The following is a 19,015-nucleotide window of genomic DNA, read 5'->3' as shown; positions in this document are numbered from 1 at the left end:
ACGGGGTCGGCGAGTGTCGTCATCATTAACGCATGACTGAAACAACCTTATAACCGTGCCTCTCCAGTGACTTAACAATCGGTTCCGGGTCGCACTTCTGAAGACGAATATATTGCAACTTTTTCCGGGGAGATTGGTTCACTATGCCTATGCTTATGATTTCGCTGTCATTTTCCTTGACTATGCGTGAGATTTCTTCTATGGACCCTTCCTCACCTTTTAATTCCAGGTCTATCCGGGAACTGGCCTTTAAAAGCCCCATCATTTCGATAAAGGCGGCGAGGATGTCGGTAGTGGTTATTATGCCGACCAGTTTTTTCTTTTCAACTACAGGCAGGCAGCCGATTTTATGGCGATGTATCAGGCCGGCCGCCAATTCAACATTGGCATGGGGTTCTATGGTTATCGGGTTGATAACCATGGCATCCTGAACCGAGATATTTTCTACCATCGACAAGAAAAAGAACTGACGCAGGCCACCTTCCGTGACCAGGCCCACTATGGAACTTTTATCGTTTTCTTCTACGACGGGCAGGTGGCGGATAGAATGTTTTTTCATAAGCTTCAGGGCATCCTGAACCGTAGCCCCTTTACCTATAGTGATAACCTTTTTGATCATCCAATTTTTGACTTTCACTATTGTACCCCTTTTTGCTGTTGGCCGACTACTTAGTGTTCATCCGGAAACTGCCGTTTCCGAATGAAAGCAGTCAGCGATCAGCTTTCAGCCGTCAGCAAAAAACATAAGACAAACAACCTCATCTTAAGCTGAACGCTGATAGCTGACTGCTGACCGCTCCATCCAGAAAACCGGAGGTTCCGGATGGAACTTACTTAGTTTGCATCGATACTAACATATAAGAAGGAGCGAAGTAAATACCTTCCTCCCGACCCATCACTCATCGCCCGTTACTATTCTTCTGACTTCTGAATTCTGAATCCTGTCTTCTGGTAAAAATAATCCTCTGTAGTGTTGTAACATGGGTAAGTAAGGCCAGGACAAAGATAGCGTATGGTAAAAGATTAAAGATGCCTCCGGCAGCCAGCATAATTATCCGTTCCGGCCTTTCCGCTATACCAATCGAGCAGCGCGGGATGATTAACTCCGCCCTGGCCCGAACGTAAGGAATAAGGGCCGTTCCAGACATGGCCATAAGCGTCCAGAGAAGGAGCGTCTTTTGTCCGCTGCTCCCATAGTAGTAAGCGATGCCGGCCAGGATACCCAGATCCACGTACCGGTCTAATACCGAATCCAGAAAACCGCCAAAGCGAGTGACCTTACCTTGCGTCCTGGCCAGGGCGCCATCGAGTATGTCAAAAAGACCGGAGATGAGCAGTATCAGTCCGCCCCACAGGCCCTGGCCCAGGCCAAAAAGAATCGTAGCTGGTATGGCCACTACCACACTGGTTATGGTCAGAAAATTGGGACTGATGCCCAGGCAGTGGATGCGAGATAAAAGGCCGCTTAGTAACCGATCGAGTCTGTGATCAAGACTATGGCTGAGCATGCGATCCGGCGCTCACATTCTGTGCGGAAGAATTGCCCGTCCGTCTGACAGGTGATTTTTGATTGTGCGAGATAGGTTAGCAGAAAAAGGCTGAAAGTCAAGAGGTACGGCCTACGGTCGGCTAAGGCCGGATGAAGCGGTCAGCATTCAGCTTAACATAATGTTTCTCTTATCCTTTTGCTGATGGCTGACAGCTGATCGCTGAGAGCTTTCATTCGGAAACGGCAGTTTCCGAATGAGCACTAATATCTCTCCGGGAAGGAGAAGGACAAAAAACACGATATTATTCTGCCTTTACAGTAATCTGTTTGGGTTTTACCTCTTCCTTCTTGGGCAATGTAATCCGGAGAACTCCTTTTTTATAGCTGGCCTTGATCTCTTCGCTTTTAACTGGAACAGGGAGCCGTATAGAGCGGGAAAATGCCCCGTAACAAGATTCGATACGGTGGAAGTTTTCTCCTTTTTCTTCCTTTTCTTGTTTCTTTTCTCCCTTAATAGTAAGGACATCACCTGACAACGAGATGTCAATATCTTTGGCGTCCATCCCCGGAACTTCAGCCTTGACGGTAATATTATCTTTCGTTTCAGAGACGTCGAGTGAAGGACTCCATTCCCTCGATATGGGTTCGAGTTCGGGTCCCCGTAAGAAAAAGGTATCCCACATGCGATCCATTTCTCTTCGTAGGTCACCCAATTCTTTAAATGGCTTCCAAGGGGTCAATTCAAACATATATACACCTCCTGTCCATTTGTCGTTTTCTCCCCTTCCCAGAGAAAAATATCATATTGATAATATATTAAGGTCTCGCAGATTCGCAGTCAACTGGTTTCTAAGAGTTGACAAAAGCCGGGGAAAAGCCTTGACGACATAGGAGGGGCATGTTAACTATTGGCCGTCAGTTTTTGGCTTTTGGATATAGACCGGTCCCGCATGGGGCGGTTCCCGGTTCATGTTTTTTATAAGGAGGAACACCGGTGGCCCGCATAAAGCCCTTCCGTGGGCTCAGATACGACCCTAAAAAAATTGATGATATGGAAAAGGCAGTGACACCGCCTTATGATGTCATATCGCCTGAGCAGCAGGAGGCCTTCTACGACAAGAGCCCTTATAACGTAGTGCGCCTGGACTTCGGAAAGAATTTAGAAGACGATGATGAGAAGCATAATCGCTATACCCGGGCCGCTCAAGACTTTAAGGCCTGGCAGAAGGCGGCTGCGCTCGTCCGTGACGAGCGGCCGGCTATCTATTTGTACCATGTTACCTACACCCTGGATGATAGCCGTGTCTTTACCCGTAAGGGGTTCCTCTGTCTGGTAAGACTGGAGGATTTTTCAGCCGGTATAGTCAGGCCCCATGAAAAGACCTTTCCTAAGGTTACTTCCGACCGTCTTAAGCTGATGGAGCACTGCTCGGCCAATTTCAGCCCGGTATTTTCCCTTTACCCGGATACTGAGAATACCGTCACGGAGATACTTGAGAGGCATAAAGAAGAGCCTCCTCTTGCCTCTTTTTATGACTGGGCAGGGCTAAAGCATGAGATGTGGGCCGTTACGGACCCCAAGGCTATAACCAGGGTCCAAAAAATCTTAGATAAAGAGCCTCTTTTCATCGCCGACGGGCATCACCGCTATACCACGGCCCTTGATTATCGCCGGATAATGCAGGAGAGATACCCGGATTACGGAGAGCAGCAGGCATTTAACCATATCATGATGTACCTCTGCAGTATGGAAGATAAAGGGCTTGTGATACTCCCGACCCACCGCCTGGTCACTCGCAAGAAAGGCCTTTCATGGCAGGATTTCAAGAACAAGGCCGCAGGCTATTTTGACATAGAGAAATTTCCTCTTAATAGCCGGGATTATGTGGGCCGGGCCGGGGAGGTCTGCCGTGCCCTGGAGAAGGCCGGCATGGACAGGCGGCAGACTATGGGCCTTTATACCGGTTCCCATGACTATTTTTATCTCCTAAGTTTAAAGAAGGAGACGAGGCAGGAGGTCTTTGGCAGAGAGGTGCCTGCCCCGCTCCAGGAACTGGATGTATTTGTATTGACCGAGCTTGTTCTGGGCCGGGTACTGGGATTGACAAACACAAATAAAGGCAACGACTCTGGAGACAGGGTGAGTTACTATCATAACGCCCGCGAAATAATGGAAAAAGCGGCCAGGGACGATAAGGCCTGGGCCTTCCTGCTTAATCCTACCCCTATTGACCAGGTAAGAAATGTGGCCACGGCCGGCCTGGTTATGCCTCATAAGTCAACTTATTTCTATCCAAAGGCCCTGACCGGCCTGGTCATCAATAAAATCGTCCCGGATGAGGAGGTGTAAGGTTTATACCCGCAGATAGAGAGGCCTTCTGTGCCTCCGAAGAGACCCTGGATACCCTCTTTCATGGGAAGATCGGTGTCATCCAAAAAAAATCCGGTTACCGGTTTTCCATTGATGCCGTAATCCTCGCCCATTTTCCAAACTTCAAAGAAAAAGATATTGTTGTAGATATTGGTTGTGGCTGCGGGGTTATCCCGCTTATTATTGCCTACCGCAGGCCGCAGGTTCGCCTTTTTGGTCTGGAGCTGCAGGAGGATCTCTTTGACCTGGCCAGGCGGAATGTAATCGCAAACGGCCTTGAAGATCGCATCACCATACAGCAGGGCGATTTAAAGAATCCGGAAGGGATATTCTTCGCCCCGGCGAATCTGCCTATGGCACGACCGGCCGCGTATGCGGACTGGGTGGTCAGCAATCCCCCTTATGGCCGGTCATCATCCGGCCGTTTGAACCCAAAAGAAGAGAAGGCCCTGGCCCGGCATGAAATAGCCGCCTCACTTTTGGATGTCCTCAGGGCGGCGCGTTATTTCCTGAGACCGCGCGGCCGGGCAGCCATTATATATCCGGCCCGGCGCGCTGCCGGCCTCATAAGCGCTATGCGGGAGACAGGGCTGGAGCCAAAGCGCTTACAGGTGGTGTATTCTTATCCGGGGGATGAAGGAAGATTTGTCCTGGTGGAGGCCGTCAAAGATGGCGGCGAAGAGCTAAAGATTCTGCCGCCGTTTTTTATCTACGATCAGGCCCGGCGCTATTCTCCTGAGATGCAGCGTCTTTATAAGGACCGGGCGGCGAAAGGGTAAACCGGATATCCTTGATTAGCGGCGAGCCAAGCCTGGCGTTAAGGTTGTCGCGCATTGTTTCCTTGGACATCTGCAGGTGATGCATCCACATGGGGTCCGAGACGCCGACCCAGAGACATCCCTGCTTGAAACTCTTAGGCTGGGCCTGCCGGGCTGCCACACTACCTACTGCCTCGTCCCAGCAATCCCAGACACTATAGACCCTGAAACGTTCCTCCCAGTTCCTCTCAGAGGCTATCTTCTTCAGGATGCTGCCGATGGAAGTCAGCGTCATGGGTATCCCTAAAATCAACTAGTGTTCATCCGGAAACGGTGGTTTCCGGGCGAAAACTAACCGGTCAGTTCTTTTAATTTACCTTCCACGAGGTTCCGGATCTCGTCCAGCCTTTCAGCGCTCAGGGCCTCGAAACGGAGGACAAGCACCGGCTGGGTATTCGAGGCCCGGATAAGCCCCCAGCCGTCATCAAATACAATGCGCACGCCGTCTATGTCGATGGTCTTATAGCGGGCTTGAAAGTATTCCTTGACCCTTTCCACCACGGCAAACTTGGATTCATCGGGACAGGGGACCCTGATTTCCGGAGTAGAAAAGGTCTTCGGCACGTCAGAGAGGAGTTCGCTCAACGGCCGTTCGGACTGGGCGACAATTTCGGCCAGACGGAGGGAACTATAGATAGCGTCATCAAAGCCGAGATAACGATCGGCAAAGAAGATATGTCCGCTCATCTCGCCGGCCAAAAGGGCCTTTTCCTCCCTTAACTTGCTCTTTATGAGGGAATGCCCGGCCTTCCACATGATGGGCCTGCCACCGTTTTTGGCTATATCATCATAAAGGGTCTGGGAACATTTGACTTCTCCGATGACGGCCGCAGCAGGGTTGGCCTTTAATATCTGACGTGCGAATAGGATGAGAAGCCGGTCGCCGAAAAGGATGTTGCCCTTTTCGTCCACGACACCCAGGCGGTCGGCATCGCCGTCGTAGCCGACACCGAAATCAGCCCTCTTCGAGGTCACCAGTTTTATAAGATCGCCCAGGTTTTCGGGAATAGTAGGATCGGGAAAGTGATTGGGGAATCTCCCGTCCACTTCGCAGTAAAGCTCTGTAACCTCGCAGCCAAAATACCGGAAGAGATCGGGCGCCACCAGCCCTCCCGTGCCATTTCCGGCATCTATAACTACTTTTAATGGCCGCTTAAGAGAGATGTTTTGTTTTATGTAATGCAGATAGGCGGGAATTATGGGAAATGAGAATAAGGAGCCGGTCCCTGAAGTAAAATCCCTGGCCTCGATGATCTTTTTCAGCCCCTGGATGGCCTCCCCGTGTATGGTCTCTTTTCCTACACAGAGCTTGAAGCCGTTGAACTCCGGGGGGTTGTGGCTGCCGGTCACCTGGACCCCGCCGTCCTTCTGAAGATGGAAGATGGAGAAGTAAAGGAGCGGCGTGGGGCAGAGGCCCACGTCTGTAACGTTGCAACCTGTCTCCAGGATGCCTTCGATCAGGGCCTTCTGAAAACGTTCCGAACTCAGCCGCCCGTCCCGGCCCACGGTGACATTTCTTAAGCCATTTTTGCAGATAACGGTTCCATAGGCGCGGCCGATGTCGCGTACCACCTCTTCGCTCAGGTCTTTATCTACAATGCCTCTGATGTCGTACTCTCTGAAAATAGCCGGGTTCACAGGGTCCTCCGCCGGGGTCACATCTTCATATGTCATCAGTTAATGCTCATCCGGAAACCACCGTTTCCGGCTTCACGCTTTCAGCGATCAGCGATTAGCTGTCTGCATGTTTGTTATCCGTTATCCGTTGTCCGACATTTTCTTTCGGTAAACGGTCAACAGTGAACGGTGGACCGGCTTCATGCCGATAGCTGAGTGCTGACAGCTCATTCGGCACCCTTCGGTTTCCGAATATTATGACTGGGTTTAAAACTTGCCCGCCTGAAACAGCTATGGGGCCTTTCGGCTATAACATTTTTCTCCAAAATTGTCTATTTTTGCATAACCCCGGAAAGGTTTGCGAAAAAACTAATATCACATCTCATAACTGCACCGGATATGCTCCTTACAGAACTCTCTGCTCCCGATCTTAAAAAAAATGCACATAATTTAAAGTTTTCCCGGCCGATACCGAGAAGAGAAATCAGACTCTCCGGCCATAGGCCGGCCACGGGCCGGGGAGAATAAAAGGCTAAAAAATATCTAGTTCAAGGAGGAAAAAAAATTTATGCCAGTTAGAAGGTACGTCTCGTTAATTCTAGTCTTGATGTTCGCGTTTACTCTGGTCGCATTCTCTGTGCAAGCTGTCGAGAAGACGGCTACAAAAGAAGAACCGGCTTTTGTAGGCTCAGCTAAAGGAGGCAAGTACCACCTGCCCTCCTGCAAACTGGCCAAAAAAATCAAACAGGAAAACATGGTTACTTTTAAGGATGTAGCAGAAGCTGAAAAAAAGGGATATGAACCTTGCAAGACCTGTATCCCGGCCCCAGCGGCTGCAAAATCAGATATAAAACCAGCTGCCAAGACACAGAAATAACCTCTTATGAACCTGATAAAGGGGCATCCGCCTTTGGCGGTTGCCCCTTTATACATTGCGGTTACGGATTATAGGCCTGGACTGGGAAGAAGAATGTTGGGCGAACTGTCCTGGAATGAGCTGAAAGAGACAGACCAGGCCCTTCAGTACGATATAAATTAATGCAAGATTCAAAGTACAAAATTCAAAATGTTGATGGTTTTTGTCCGAAATTTTACATTTTCCATGTTGCATTTTCCATTTTGCAATGAGATTTAGCGCATTTTTAACAGCGCTAAATTGTTACAAATTTTTTATCATCCAGAAATTTCAGCACCTTCTGCACGGCATCTCCAAGGCTTAAATTTTCTGTCTCTATCACCAGGTCGGGGTTCAGCGGTTCCTCATAAGGAGAAGAAACCCCTGTATATTCTTTGATAATCCCGGCCCGGGCCTTCCGGTACTGCCCTTTTGGGTCGCGTCTTTCACACTCTTCAACCGGGCACTTTACGTATATCTCCAGGAAGTTATCCCCCTCAAACCGGCTTCTTATGTATTCCCGGTCTGTCCGGAAAGGAGAGATGAAGGCCGCGAGGACAAGTATTCCGGCATCCGCAACGAGTTTTGACAACTCAACTATCCTGCGAAGGTTCTCTTTCCGGTCTCCAGGACTAAAGCCAAGATTACTGTTCAGCCCGTGGCGGATATTGTCGCCATCCAGGACATAGACGCGAATTCCTCTGTTGAATAATTCCTTCTCCACATGATGGGCAATGGTGGACTTGCCGGAGGCCGAAAGACCGGTGAACCATACCAGCCCGCTTCTGTGGTTATTCAGACGGTTTCTGTCCGACCTGTTTACGTATCCTTTATGCCAGATGACGTGATTTTGCATTACTCCAGCCCACCTATCTATTCACAATTCTGCCTGATCGATACCTTGTGTCCCGCGTCTCTCAGGGTTTTTTCCTGTCTGGCCATCTCCAGGTCGTGCTCAACCATCATATCTACCAGTTGATCGATCTCAACCCTTGGATTCCAGCCGAGTTTCTGTCTGGCCTTGGTAGCGTCGCCCAGCAAGGCATCCACCTCAGTCGGCCTGAAGTAGCGCGGATCGGTCTCTACATATCTTTCCCATTCCAGCCCCAGCTTCGAAAATACTTTTTCCAGGAATTCCTTGACCGAATAATTCTTGCCGGTGGCAATGATATAATCATCCGGTTCTTCCTGCTGGAGCATCAGCCACATGGCTTCCACATAGTCGCCGGCAAATCCCCAGTCGCGCTTGGCGTTCAGATTGCCGAGGTACAATTTTTCCTGAAGCCCCAGTTTAATCCGGGTGGCCGCCCGGGTGATCTTACGGGTAACGAATGTCTCTCCGCGTCTCGGCGACTCGTGATTGAAAAGTATGCCGTTACAGGCAAAAAGACCGTATGCCTCCCGGTAATTCACGGTCTGCCAGTAGGCATAGACCTTGGCCGCGGCATAGGGACTGCGCGGATAAAAGGGTGTGGTCTCTTTTTGAGGAATTTCCAGGACCTTGCCAAACATCTCGGAAGAACAGGCCTGATAGAACTTTACCCGCATCCCTGGCCTGTCCTGAAAGTCACGCACGGCCTCCAATAATCTCAGTGTCCCCAGGGCCACGACATCGGCCGTATATTCCGGTTCATCAAAGGATACCCGGACATGCGACTGGGCGCCAAGGTTATAGACCTCTTCCGGCCGTATCTTTTCCAGGATTCTCCGGAGTCCTGTGCCGTCGGACAGGTCGCCGTAGTGGAGAAAAAGGCGGCAACCCGGCTTATGGGGGTCCTGATAGATATGGTCTATTCTATCCGTGTTAAATGAAGAAGAACGGCGGATAATACCATGCACTTCATAATCCTTGGAAAGCAGGAGTTCAGCCAGATATGATCCGTCCTGTCCTGTGATACCGGTGATGATTGCTCTTTTCATTAGTACTCTGTCCTCTCTTTTCTGGTAAATAGTTCCCATCCGGAAACTGCCGTTTCCGGATTCACGCTTACAGCGATCAGCTTTCAGCCGTCAGCAAAAACCCAAGATAAACAACATATTAAGCTGAACGCTGATAGCTGAGTGCTGTAAGCTCGTCTGGAATTTTTTGGTTTCCGGACGAAAACTAACTATCTTTTCCCTGATTGGCGGTACCACTCGTACGTCCGCCGGATGCCGTCTCTCAGGCCGATTCTGGGCTCCCAGCCAAGTCCTTTTAATTTGCTGACGTCAAGAAGTTTTCGAGGCATACCATCGGGTTTGGTAGTATCGAATATAAGCTCACCCTCCAAACCGACCACTTCTCTTGTCAATTCAGCCAATTCTTTGATGGCAAGGTCCTGGCCGCAGCCGATGTTTATAATGTCTGAATCGACCGCGGCAGCGGCTGTGGCATTAACATGCCGCATAATAAAGATGCAGGCATCCGCGAGGTCATCTACGTGCAGAAACTCACGACGGGGCCTTCCGCTACCCCAGACGGTTACGTGAGGGGTAAGGCGTGAGGGGTAAGGCGCTATGCCAAGCGCAGCCTTAACATCCCCGGGAATAGACCCATATTGCGCCTCATCGCGGGCAAGGCCTTCCCGATCCTTCTCCAGGGTCAATTGGGCGAGATAGAACTTGCGGATTAAGGCCGGGAGCACATGCGATGTCTCCAGGTCGAAATTATCATTTGGCCCGTAAAGATTGGTAGGCATGACGCTCATAAAGTTGGTCCCGTATTGACGGTTATAGGACTGGCACATCTTTATACCGGCGATCTTGGCCACCGCGTAGGGCTCATTGGTAGGCTCGAGCGGGCCGGTTAGAAGATATTCCTCTTTCATGGGCTGGGGGCAATGCCTCGGATAAATGCAGGAGCTGCCTAAAAACAGCAGCTTTTTGACATCGTTCATATAGGAAGCGTGGATCAGGTTCGTCTGGATGGCGATATTGTCGTAAATGAAGTCAGCGGGATAGGTGTTGTTGGCCAGAATCCCGCCTACTCTGGCTGCGGCCATAAAGACATATTCCGGCCTTTCCCGGGCAAAGAAGGCCTCGACTTCGGACTGTCTCTTTAAGTCCAGTTCCTGGCTGGTTAGCAGGATCAGGTTGGTATAGCCCAGGGCCTTAAGACTGCGGGCGATGGCCGATCCCACCAGGCCGCGATAGCCGGCTATATATATCTTAGAATCCTTTTCCATTGGTTAAGAAATATGACCTCGTAAAAAACTAACTTATACCGCTAGCGGCATCCTATTTATACAGAGCCACATAATTATTTGCAAACATTGTTGTCCAACGCATTTAAATAACAATCAAATCCCCTGGATACCCTGTGCGGGAACACGGAGTTCTTTACTTTATGACCCTGATATTCTAATACTTCCTCGCTAATGACATATGAAGATGTGACCCCGGTGCTGTCCTATGCCGTGTATACCCATTTTGATCTGGTGGAAGAAAGGATCACGAGATGATTCTTCAATTCGTCTGAAGAGTGGAGCCGTAAGAACGGCAGTAGAAGACTTATTACATTCTTAGAGGTAGTGGGATTGACTTTCAGTCTTAACACACCTGGATGTTGCCTAAGCGGCAAGATTACCCAATCGCCAAAATGCTCATCCAGCGTAACGAGAATCCGATTTTCTGAGATAGCCGTCTTTAATATCCGTTGGTCATCCGCTCTGGCCTGGCCAACTTCAGAAGCCCGAACAACATCGTGCCCTTCCGCACGGAGAGCTTCAGCTACTTCCAGGCGGAACATTTGATCGAGATAGATTCGTAACGGTTCAGACATTGGCCACTCTAATTTCCGCATGCTCTATGGAAGCCCTGGCGTAAAGCAGTGCTGCCTGAATATCTTCTCTTTTGAGCTCGGGATAACCGGCCAATATCATATCCCATGGCTCCCCTTCCGCTATTTGCTCCAAAATCACGGAAACAGGTATACGTGTCCCTCTGATCACCGGTTTCCCGTTGCACACCTTTGGATCAAGTTCGATTCGATCGAATCTAATCATGTTTAGTCTCTCCTATGCTTATGTAGTCCAACCCCATTATATGTTTCTTCCAAGATAATAACAACGCTCGAACTACCCTTGAGTTCTATGCAACGGAGTGTTTCGAGAGAGTTCCCTCTGCATACATAAAAACATTGTTATCCACAAAGATCACGAGGTAATCCTTTGCTGATAGCCTTTCAAAATTAACCTCTTCTGCTCATTCCAGTCAGGCTCCTTGCCGGACTCGCGACGTTTACACTCCAGGAAAAACTTTTTTAGGGCCCGGGGTTCGGTCAGGTTTTTTTCTCCCTCCTCCTGTAGCATCTTATAAGCTGCCTCCCTCATCCAGGCGCTCAACGATTTAGAATGCTTCCTGGCTTGTTGCTTAAACTTAGCCAGATATTCCTCTTTTAGAATTGTACCCTGGCGGCCATACTCCGCACTTCCTTGTGTATGCTTTATGTGTATGTGTATCGTAGTTAATACCGACATATCTGTCAACTACTTACGTTATAAGTAACTAATGACATATGAAGATGTGACCCCGGTAACCTTACCAAAAGCGTTGCGGGAATGACAAAAAAAGAAGGCAATAACTATATTGATGAATTCGTAAAAAGCTGACTTATGCCGCGCGCGGCATCCTATGAGCAACGAACTTCATGAGTTCGTTGGAAGTCCTGAAATCGTCATGCCGGACTTGATCCGGCATCCACAACATATTGAACATGCATAGCGAGCGCATTCCCCGCTGCTTGCGGCGGGGTTAGCGAGCGAATACTATGCTTTTTACCTTACATACGGAGACTCCCCGCAGCAGGCTGCGGGGAGCTTCAATACCCCTTGTTGATTTCGGACGTTTGGTTTCATAATCCAAGGCAATACCGAACGACGTCCCAACAACAATGGGTCCCTACAATTCTTCCGGCCATTTTCTTGCCCCATGCAGTACACTAAGAATTTCAACCACATCATTCTTTACCCGGTAAGGGATGATGTAAGGAAAACCTGAAATGATAAGCTCACGAGTCCCCTCTACTCTTCCCGGCCTTCCCAGGCCTGAATATTCTTTAAGATGAGCGATTTCTTTCTTGATCCGCTCCGCCACATTGCGGGCAGCGCCGGGATTGTCGGTTGCAATGTATTTTCGAATCTCAACGAGATCACTAACAGCATCGCCCAGCCATTTTATTCGCATTTTGGGGGATCCTTCTCTTTATTAGAGCCCCAGGTATCAAGCCATGCCGAGACCTCTTCATGGTCTATAAATTTCGCATCCGGTTGATCGGCCTTTTTGACCGCATTTTCTATCTCTTGCACCTGCCATTCATTAGCCGCGATGAACTCCTTGATCGCGCTGTTCACAAGATAGGATTTCGATCGTGCAGTGGCCCTCGCAAGATGTTCAAGCCTTTTCTTTATCTGATCGTCTATCCTTATTGTTAAAGTGGCGCCCATTTGTATCCACCTCCTTGTAATACACAATAACACCTTGTATTACATATTGCAAATGATTCGTGCATAAAATCCATTCTCATCATTATTCCGTCGTTCCGACAACCCATTTTTTCCGTCTGCGCTCGTCTGCGGCTAAAAACTAATTCGTGTTTATTCGTGCAATTCGTGGCTAATCATCTTCCGGTAAAAATGTGGTCCCGCTAACTATCTCTTGACTTTTTCATGAATACAGCATACTATTTCATGAAAGATAACTTAGGGAGGGCTTTATGGCAAATTTGCAAATCAAAGGTGTTAAGGAAGACCTTTATGAAGAAATAAAGAGACTGGCAGCGGCCGAAAACAGGTCTGTCGGCCAGGAAATGCTTTTCCTCGTAAAGGAATATCTGTCTAGAAAAGGACGTATAGGCAACCTTAAAACGCCCGCGCAAGTCTTACTGGAACTTGCGGGCTCCTGGGAAGATGACAAGACCGCCGAAGAGATTGTGGCTGAAATCAGAAGCGCCCGCAAAAATTCTCGAAAGCTGTCGGAGGGATTCTGATGTATCTTCTAGACACGGACATCGTCATTTATAGCCTCAAAGCACATCCTGTCGTGCAGGAAAATTTGCGCCGGCATTACAATGATCCGCTCAAAATAAGCGTAATTACCCTGATGGAGCTGTATTACGGGGCATACAAATCGAAAAAGACGACCAGCAATCTGGCAAAAATAAAAACCCTCGAAAATTCGTTGGAAGTCGTTACGTTAGGCAAAGAGTCCGTTGACATTTTTGGTATGCTCAAGGCAAACATGGAAGCATCCGGCACTCCATTGGATGATTTTGACTTAGTCCTTGCGTCCTGTGCTTTGGCGCACAATTTGATATTAGTAACCAATAACTCAAGACATTTCGAGCGGATTGAAGGCTTAAAAATTCAAAATTGGACGATAATATCCTCCAAAAGTTAGCAGCGGCAATATCTCGCGACTCCCGCTTTGCCGTCCCATCGTTCCATTATTCCAGTATTTCAGCATTCCGGGCAACCCATTCTTCCCGTCTGTGCTCGTCTGCGTGGGTTAAGCAACGTGAGAAACAACGTCCCCATCGATCACGCAAGGGGCCGTAGCAATCGTTTCTAAAAATATTGTTCCCTGCGCGCTGATCCGGTCTATGTTTGGCGTAGTATTCCTGTGATAGCCGTAACATGACACATGGTCGGCCCTTAAGGCGTCTAATATAAGAACAATAATATTAGGTTGTTTTGAATTGTTCATAATTAGGTAGCGGTTAGGGGATAGGGTGTTGCGGATAGTCTGTAATTGAAAATAGAATATAGAAAATTCTATTCCCCTGACAGTATAATCTCAGCCCTTTCTCCCGTGGCTTCATTGAAAATGAGCAATTTCCCTTCTTCTTCCCCTCGTAACTGCTTGTTAGCATTTAATAACTCAATGCCATAAATCGTTCCATCAGGAGCTATGTCTACATTAAGTTCATCAGATATTTTTATCGTCTCCACCTCAGCGCTTTTTTCATGTAAGCGTATATAGGCTATGTTGTATTTGGGATCATACGTTAATTTCATTAATTTCTTGCCTCCTCTCATCTAAAAGTAGCGCGTTATTACAGTAATAACCAACCAGTCATTCCCATCTTGTACAGCATACGCCTCAACCTGTTTGGTTGTATAATGCCTACCGCGCCGCATGTCATTAAAAAAGAAATTACGTCTAAAGCCGGTACGCCCGAATTTTGCAGGGAAAGCCTCGCCTTTCTCCACAGTTGCGACGACCTCTTCTTCAGTCGTACCCCGTTCCAATAACCGCTCTTGAGCATGAATATGAAATCTTACCATTACTCGCTAATCAACTCCCTGCACCCATGGTGTAGCGAATTCTCTGTGGTCATCCTTATCTCAGCAGCATTAAAAACGTTTAGACGGCACCACATCAAAGCCCCTTTGGGTGAAGTGCTTATCAAAAGAAAGGGCAGCGTTAATACCAAGGTTTTCCATAGTAACAAAACTGATGCAATCAATTAAATCAAAGCCCTTATCCGAAAATTTTACGAACTCTTCCCATGCCTTATCTATCAGCTCCTCAGATGAATGTGACATTCGGATTAATCTGCTGGCTCGTAATGCCTCCCCAAAACGTATAGCCACGTTCTTACCCAGTCTTTTGGTTATCAAAGATAAAGACTCGGCAAATATGAACTCCGTGGTCACCATCGGATAGTTGCAATGCACAACATATTTTTTTGCCGCTCGATGGGCAGGGTCCTTAGCATCTATCAGGGCATAAAAGGCGCTTGTATCTACAAAAACCTCTTTAGTCATCAGTCCGCTCCGTAAAGCACATCTTCATATCTTTCCGCGATTGACTCACCGGTTCCTGCCGCCGTTCCGATAACCTGGAAAAAGGGGTCTTCCTGTTTTTGTCCTGCCCTCTTCTGTATATGCTCATCGACAAGCTCCCTGATAATCTGAGCCATGCTTTTTTTTTGCCGTTTGGCTAAATTCATAACATATTGATACCTGGTCTCATCCAGGTAAATCTGCGTCCTATGCACGGTCAATCCTCCTTGTCCGGCAATTTTCATATTTTCTTCAGGTCATACCTAACATATACATTGTGCTGTATAATGTATAATTTAATGGAGCATTTCTGTCAACAAAAATTGGACGGTACCGCCCCTGATATTTACTTACTAATGACATATGAAGATGTGACCCTGATGGCCCTCATGGGTTATGGTTTATGTTGTAATTTTGCACAAAATATGTATAAGATAAACTATGCGTTCTCACTTCTTATCCACTTGAAAACAGAAGCATTTTAATCGGAACAATCGACAAAAAGCTGTGGACCGCGGTTTTCACTCGAAGGAGCGACTCCATTCGAATCATATCAGTAAGACGCACCAGAAAGAAGGAGGCTGAATTGTATGGTGAAAAAGAAACCAGCTAGCAGCGTAGAAGAATTTGACCGTCGCTTTGATGAGGGCGAGGATATTCATCATCTTATTGACATGTCTAAGGCCAGGATTATTCGCCACGGGAAGAAAGTTCGTATCACGCTTGATGTAGCGGAAGAATTGGTCAACGAGATCGATCGCATCAGGGAAAATATCGGCGTAGACCGAGGCGCTTTAATTAAGATTTGGTTACACGAAAGGGTGAAACAAGAGAAGGCAACAACTGCGTAAAATTATGCCACAGTGGCAGCAAGATCATCCCAAGTTGACCTCTCGACCGAAATACCGGTGCAGCTCCCCTTCTATCTCTTTGAAAATAGGCAGGATGCTGGGATCATCAGACCAGGCTCCACATAATTCTAAAACGATCTCTCTTTTTTCTCTGATCTTAAGAATCGGCTCAATTCTTACCATCACCCGCGTGCCTTCCGGCAAACGAACCTTTTTGGGAAGCCGAATAGATCCCCTCTCAATTTTACTTTTTACAATAATGGTCATTGAACATGCATAGCGAGCGCATTCCCCGCTGTTTGCGGCGGGGTCAGCGAGCGAATACGATGCATTTTACCTTGCATACGAAGATTCCCTGCAGCTTGCTGCGGGGAGCTTCAATTTCCATATCCTTATCCCAGGTCGAGAATGTTATGCCTTGTTTTTTGATAGTTCAATTGGCGCTTACGTCCATTTTGAATGGACGATATAAAGGGTCCCCTATCAAAACCATTTGCCATGACCAGAAAGGGTTTGACAGGGCGTAGCACTCGGCCAAAGTCAGACGCCCATCGATCAACAGGGCGAAAAAAAGATCGGGCGGCGGAAAGGCCTGCACATACGGCTCAGCCACCGGTCCGATAGTGGCCGCTATCCCTTTTTCGAGCATAACCTTGCACCAGACCTGGCTGCCTTTATTCTTCAGCGTTGTACATTCCGAACTGGCGATATGAAACCCGACCGCGCCTCGGGCCCAGGTAAAGGCATCCACGTAGTGCGCCAGGCTGTACCATCCACAGTAAAAAGCCGCATCCGGACACTGGCCCGGCTGAAAAAGTCTTTCCTGAGAATCCGCTACCGCCCTCATCCGCTTACTCTTTTCCACTACATGGGCCGTATTGTGAATGGCACGATCATAAAATGCATAGCCGGCTAGTTTTTTATCGCCCGGATCCGGCCACCGGGCATCAAAGTATGCTGTGCCACGCAGCCCCTCTCTTTCCGTTTCAAGACTATCGTCAATAATGCGGAGGACAATCTCTTCTGAAGGTCCATCCAATCGGCTCACCACGATCACATTTTGTGGCATATTCTCGATTTTCTGTCCGCGGTACCCCACGAAATATTTATTGGGAACCCAGTAACCCAGCGGATAAGATTCTTCTCTGACTAAAGCCAGTTCCGAATCCACTGCAGCTCCTTGGGAAACTTTCCGTACCTGATCGATTTCCCTCTTAATTTGTGCCTCTGCGTTCTTCAGCGCTGCCAGTTCCTTGTTATTCTGCTCTTGCTCAGCCTTCTTTATCTGGTCCCGAATAGAACTCTTTTGTTTTTGCAGTTCTGATGAGTTTTTTTCGTCATCAGATGTAAGTTTCGGCGGATGCACACGCAACGGGATACCATACATAGTTACCAGACATCGAAACCGGCTACCTTCGGGGTCGTTTTTCTTAAGGAAAGCCCTTATAGGGGATGCGATGTGCGCTTCATAGTCATCTCTGCTGCAGTGTTCTGTAACAGGCGCTTTTAGTTCGATCAGGTTCTCTGCCGGAATCCCGCGCCTTTTTATATAGTACTTGGCCAGGTCACAACTGTGCCAGGCCATTTTATTGGCTACAACTAGCACTTCTTCGGGGGTAAGGGCACCGCAAACTGCAGGCGATATTATAAGCATAACCGTCTGAATCAGAAACCGTAGCAATACAGATAAAAGCAAAGATTTCAATTCGTTGTCTTTAAGCTTCCATGTAACCAAAAGAAGACCCTGCGTTGGAACGGAATTATCGGAATTACGTCCCCTTTCTTCATTATTCCTTGCTAATGACATATGAACGGGCTGTTGCCCAAATTCAAATTTGGTGAAAATTAACAATCCAGTCAAGACCTGCATTCAACAAAATCAAGAAGTTAAGTTTTCACTATGATGCGATATGGTAGCGGAATACCATAAAATTGCTTTGGGCAACAGCCCGTGAAGATGTGACCCCGATACTCGCTAAATCGTCATTCCTGCGGAAGCAGAAATCCAGAAGGGCCAAAAGACTGGATCCCGGAGCCTGCCCCGTACTTGATACGGGATCAAGCCCGGAATGACAGGAAACACTTATACTCGTATACTCGCAAAGAATTATGTCGCACTGACAAATTCTAGAAAATGGAGAAGCGAACCATCTGTAAATTTAATTCTACCTTCGATGATTCCAACATGAAAAGAACGCTTATCTTTCTCAATACAAGATTCGACCACATAGGGACAATCCGTAATCCATCCCTCGATTTCTCGAAAATACTCCTCTACGAGCACAATTCGGTCCTTGAGAGATCGTCGTGGTCACGCCTTAGTTGCTGCAAAGTTTCATATTCTCCCGCCCACCGAATATATTGGAAATCATCGCCCATTTCACCTCTATTGAACCTGGCATAGAACTGTTCAGTGCTCATGTGATGCTTTGTCTCTAATTCTTCGAGTTTTTTTTGAGTCCTCGCGATCCCCGCCTTAAACGCCTTTAGCTCATTTTGTAAGGCTATCCTAACCAAGGATTTTACGTTTTGGGCGTCCTCAGGTTCGACCGTAATTTTTACCATTTTACAGCACCTCCTTTTACTATTTTTTAAGGATACCATCGCCCAGGAAGGAGATCGAGTTTTTTGCGTGTCTCATCATTAGCAGCCCGGCCGGGCAGGATGCCCTCCCGCTCTAACGCTCTTCCGTCTTACCCCATGCCATCCCATCATTCCATTCTTCCCGTCTGTGCTCGTCTGCGTGGGTCTGCGGCTAACAGGCTTTGGGTTTTCGGATGGAAACTAAATAGACAGCCGCGGCCCCGGCATAACTGGTGACAACATCCCAGAAGGTATCCATTCTGGGATTCTGGATATACCTTAACTCCGCATGGGCAAAGACATCTATGACTTCCTTGGATAGGATGAGGGCGGTCAAAATGGCCAGGGATTTGATAAACGAATACCTTCTTTGGCATAGGTAAAATATTATTCCCCCAACCAGAAAATGCAAAAAGATATCGATCTGGATCCCATAGACCTCGATACCGGAAAGACTATAGAATTGATACCTTGCCTCCGACAAAATCTCCCTCACCGCATGGAACCCGCTCATAAGAATACTGTACATTTGCTCTCTGGAACATGCATAGCGAGCGCATTCCCCGCTGTTTGCGGCGGGGTCAGCGAGCGAATACGATGCATTTTACCTTGCATACGGAGATTCCCT

Annotated in this window: 30 protein-coding genes; 8 read left to right on the top strand and 22 right to left on the bottom strand. The window is 48.0% G+C overall.

The features are described 5' to 3' along the window. Nucleotides 1-25: 25 nt before the first annotated feature. The 3 genes from RDU59_04330 to RDU59_04320 form a co-directional block, all read right to left on the bottom strand. A complete protein-coding gene (locus tag RDU59_04330; protein MDQ7837705.1) occupies nt 26-637 on the bottom strand; it encodes a CBS and ACT domain-containing protein in 612 nt (203 codons plus the stop codon). Between the two features lie 262 nt (nt 638-899). Next, nucleotides 900-1,508, bottom strand: coding sequence for a CDP-alcohol phosphatidyltransferase family protein (locus RDU59_04325; protein ID MDQ7837704.1), 609 nt, complete (start codon nt 1,506-1,508; stop codon nt 900-902). Nucleotides 1,509-1,791: 283 nt separating this feature from the next. Continuing rightward, entirely contained in the window at nt 1,792-2,238 is a 447-nt protein-coding gene (locus tag RDU59_04320; protein ID MDQ7837703.1) for an Hsp20/alpha crystallin family protein, read from the bottom strand. Between the two features lie 245 nt (nt 2,239-2,483). Here RDU59_04320 and RDU59_04315 point away from each other — a divergent pair, with 245 nt between their 5' ends. Next, complete coding sequence (locus RDU59_04315; protein ID MDQ7837702.1) at nt 2,484-3,839, top strand: DUF1015 domain-containing protein; 1,356 nt, start codon at nt 2,484-2,486, stop codon at nt 3,837-3,839. A 5-nt stretch (nt 3,840-3,844) separates the two neighbouring features. Further along, complete coding sequence (locus RDU59_04310) at nt 3,845-4,639, top strand: tRNA1(Val) (adenine(37)-N6)-methyltransferase (GenBank protein ID MDQ7837701.1); 795 nt, start codon at nt 3,845-3,847, stop codon at nt 4,637-4,639. Here the strand turns inward: RDU59_04310 and RDU59_04305 are convergent. Both RDU59_04305 and RDU59_04300 read right to left on the bottom strand, forming a co-directional pair. Next, nucleotides 4,566-4,913: a DUF721 domain-containing protein gene (locus RDU59_04305; GenBank protein ID MDQ7837700.1), complete on the bottom strand. Its 348-nt coding sequence runs from the start codon at nt 4,911-4,913 to the stop codon at nt 4,566-4,568. The two genes, RDU59_04310 and RDU59_04305, sit on opposite strands and share 74 nt — an antisense overlap. Before the next feature lie 56 nt (nt 4,914-4,969). After that, nucleotides 4,970-6,352 carry a phosphomannomutase/phosphoglucomutase gene (locus RDU59_04300; GenBank protein ID MDQ7837699.1) on the bottom strand — a complete coding sequence of 461 codons (1,383 nt, stop codon included), beginning with the start codon at nt 6,350-6,352 and terminating at the stop codon, nt 4,970-4,972. 511 nt (nt 6,353-6,863) lie between these two features. Here RDU59_04300 and RDU59_04295 point away from each other — a divergent pair. After that, nucleotides 6,864-7,172: an Ada metal-binding domain-containing protein gene (locus tag RDU59_04295; protein MDQ7837698.1), complete on the top strand. Its 309-nt coding sequence runs from the start codon at nt 6,864-6,866 to the stop codon at nt 7,170-7,172. A 6-nt stretch (nt 7,173-7,178) separates the two neighbouring features. Beyond that, nucleotides 7,179-7,334 (top strand): hypothetical protein, encoded by a 156-nt coding sequence (locus tag RDU59_04290; protein MDQ7837697.1) that lies wholly within the window; start codon nt 7,179-7,181, stop codon nt 7,332-7,334. 112 nt (nt 7,335-7,446) lie between these two features. On the opposite strand, the gene cysC is transcribed toward RDU59_04290, so the two are convergent. The 8 genes from cysC to RDU59_04250 all read right to left on the bottom strand — a co-directional run bounded on the left by cysC (nt 7,447) and on the right by RDU59_04250 (nt 12,613). Next, complete coding sequence (gene cysC, locus RDU59_04285) at nt 7,447-8,046, bottom strand: adenylyl-sulfate kinase (GenBank protein MDQ7837696.1); 600 nt, start codon at nt 8,044-8,046, stop codon at nt 7,447-7,449. Nucleotides 8,047-8,063: 17 nt separating this feature from the next. Further along, nucleotides 8,064-9,110 carry a GDP-mannose 4,6-dehydratase gene (gmd, locus tag RDU59_04280; GenBank protein ID MDQ7837695.1) on the bottom strand — a complete coding sequence of 349 codons (1,047 nt, stop codon included), beginning with the start codon at nt 9,108-9,110 and terminating at the stop codon, nt 8,064-8,066. Nucleotides 9,111-9,298: 188 nt separating this feature from the next. After that, nucleotides 9,299-10,354, bottom strand: coding sequence for a GDP-L-fucose synthase (locus RDU59_04275; GenBank protein MDQ7837694.1), 1,056 nt, complete (start codon nt 10,352-10,354; stop codon nt 9,299-9,301). Between the two features lie 224 nt (nt 10,355-10,578). Beyond that, nucleotides 10,579-10,950 (bottom strand): DUF5615 family PIN-like protein, encoded by a 372-nt coding sequence (locus RDU59_04270; protein ID MDQ7837693.1) that lies wholly within the window; start codon nt 10,948-10,950, stop codon nt 10,579-10,581. Then, the gene (locus RDU59_04265) at nt 10,943-11,173 is read right to left on the bottom strand and encodes a DUF433 domain-containing protein (protein MDQ7837692.1); all 231 of its coding nucleotides are present in this window, start codon (nt 11,171-11,173) and stop codon (nt 10,943-10,945) included. The genes RDU59_04270 and RDU59_04265 overlap by 8 nt, the downstream gene beginning before the upstream one ends. 150 nt (nt 11,174-11,323) lie before the next feature. After that, nucleotides 11,324-11,647, bottom strand: a complete 324-nt coding sequence (locus tag RDU59_04260) for a hypothetical protein (protein ID MDQ7837691.1) — start codon at nt 11,645-11,647, stop codon at nt 11,324-11,326. A gap of 421 nt (nt 11,648-12,068) precedes the next feature. Further along, the gene (locus RDU59_04255; protein ID MDQ7837690.1) at nt 12,069-12,353 is read right to left on the bottom strand and encodes a type II toxin-antitoxin system RelE/ParE family toxin; all 285 of its coding nucleotides are present in this window, start codon (nt 12,351-12,353) and stop codon (nt 12,069-12,071) included. Continuing rightward, complete coding sequence (locus RDU59_04250) at nt 12,344-12,613, bottom strand: CopG family ribbon-helix-helix protein (protein MDQ7837689.1); 270 nt, start codon at nt 12,611-12,613, stop codon at nt 12,344-12,346. The genes RDU59_04255 and RDU59_04250 overlap by 10 nt, the downstream gene beginning before the upstream one ends. 269 nt (nt 12,614-12,882) lie before the next feature. Here RDU59_04250 and RDU59_04245 point away from each other — a divergent pair, with 269 nt between their 5' ends. Both RDU59_04245 and RDU59_04240 read left to right on the top strand, forming a co-directional pair. Then, nucleotides 12,883-13,155 carry a hypothetical protein gene (locus tag RDU59_04245; protein MDQ7837688.1) on the top strand — a complete coding sequence of 91 codons (273 nt, stop codon included), beginning with the start codon at nt 12,883-12,885 and terminating at the stop codon, nt 13,153-13,155. After that, on the top strand, nt 13,155-13,565 hold the full coding sequence (locus RDU59_04240; protein MDQ7837687.1) for a type II toxin-antitoxin system VapC family toxin: 411 nt from the start codon (nt 13,155-13,157) through the stop codon (nt 13,563-13,565). Before RDU59_04245 ends, RDU59_04240 begins: the two co-directional genes overlap by 1 nt. Nucleotides 13,566-13,673: 108 nt before the next feature. Here the strand turns inward: RDU59_04240 and RDU59_04235 are convergent, their stop codons facing one another. The 5 genes from RDU59_04235 to RDU59_04215 all read right to left on the bottom strand — a co-directional run bounded on the left by RDU59_04235 (nt 13,674) and on the right by RDU59_04215 (nt 15,168). After that, nucleotides 13,674-13,871 (bottom strand): sulfatase-like hydrolase/transferase, encoded by a 198-nt coding sequence (locus tag RDU59_04235; protein ID MDQ7837686.1) that lies wholly within the window; start codon nt 13,869-13,871, stop codon nt 13,674-13,676. 68 nt (nt 13,872-13,939) lie between these two features. Next, nucleotides 13,940-14,182, bottom strand: coding sequence for a DUF2283 domain-containing protein (locus RDU59_04230; GenBank protein MDQ7837685.1), 243 nt, complete (start codon nt 14,180-14,182; stop codon nt 13,940-13,942). Nucleotides 14,183-14,203: 21 nt separating this feature from the next. Then, entirely contained in the window at nt 14,204-14,452 is a 249-nt protein-coding gene (locus RDU59_04225) for a DUF4258 domain-containing protein (GenBank protein ID MDQ7837684.1), read from the bottom strand. A gap of 69 nt (nt 14,453-14,521) precedes the next feature. Continuing rightward, nucleotides 14,522-14,935, bottom strand: coding sequence for a PIN domain-containing protein (locus RDU59_04220; GenBank protein ID MDQ7837683.1), 414 nt, complete (start codon nt 14,933-14,935; stop codon nt 14,522-14,524). Next, nucleotides 14,935-15,168: a hypothetical protein gene (locus RDU59_04215; GenBank protein MDQ7837682.1), complete on the bottom strand. Its 234-nt coding sequence runs from the start codon at nt 15,166-15,168 to the stop codon at nt 14,935-14,937. Before RDU59_04215 ends, RDU59_04220 begins: the two co-directional genes overlap by 1 nt. 263 nt (nt 15,169-15,431) lie before the next feature. Here RDU59_04215 and RDU59_04210 point away from each other — a divergent pair, with 263 nt between their 5' ends. Then, complete coding sequence (locus RDU59_04210) at nt 15,432-15,566, top strand: BrnT family toxin (GenBank protein MDQ7837681.1); 135 nt, start codon at nt 15,432-15,434, stop codon at nt 15,564-15,566. Continuing rightward, complete coding sequence (locus tag RDU59_04205; protein MDQ7837680.1) at nt 15,544-15,804, top strand: CopG family transcriptional regulator; 261 nt, start codon at nt 15,544-15,546, stop codon at nt 15,802-15,804. Before RDU59_04210 ends, RDU59_04205 begins: the two co-directional genes overlap by 23 nt. Before the next feature lie 24 nt (nt 15,805-15,828). On the opposite strand, the gene RDU59_04200 is transcribed toward RDU59_04205, so the two are convergent. The 4 genes from RDU59_04200 to RDU59_04185 form a co-directional block, all read right to left on the bottom strand. Beyond that, nucleotides 15,829-16,071 carry a DUF104 domain-containing protein gene (locus RDU59_04200; GenBank protein ID MDQ7837679.1) on the bottom strand — a complete coding sequence of 81 codons (243 nt, stop codon included), beginning with the start codon at nt 16,069-16,071 and terminating at the stop codon, nt 15,829-15,831. A gap of 166 nt (nt 16,072-16,237) precedes the next feature. After that, on the bottom strand, nt 16,238-17,458 hold the full coding sequence (locus RDU59_04195) for a TIGR03790 family protein (protein MDQ7837678.1): 1,221 nt from the start codon (nt 17,456-17,458) through the stop codon (nt 16,238-16,240). 620 nt (nt 17,459-18,078) lie between these two features. Continuing rightward, on the bottom strand, nt 18,079-18,369 hold the full coding sequence (locus RDU59_04190) for a hypothetical protein (protein ID MDQ7837677.1): 291 nt from the start codon (nt 18,367-18,369) through the stop codon (nt 18,079-18,081). Between the two features lie 190 nt (nt 18,370-18,559). Continuing rightward, entirely contained in the window at nt 18,560-18,916 is a 357-nt protein-coding gene (locus RDU59_04185; GenBank protein ID MDQ7837676.1) for a hypothetical protein, read from the bottom strand. Nucleotides 18,917-19,015: the final 99 nt, after the last annotated feature.

It is taken from the genome of Thermodesulfobacteriota bacterium (assembly GCA_031082315.1).
GTDB lineage: Bacteria > Desulfobacterota > QYQD01 > QYQD01 > QYQD01 > QYQD01.
This window is presented reverse-complemented; position numbering and strand designations above follow the sequence as displayed.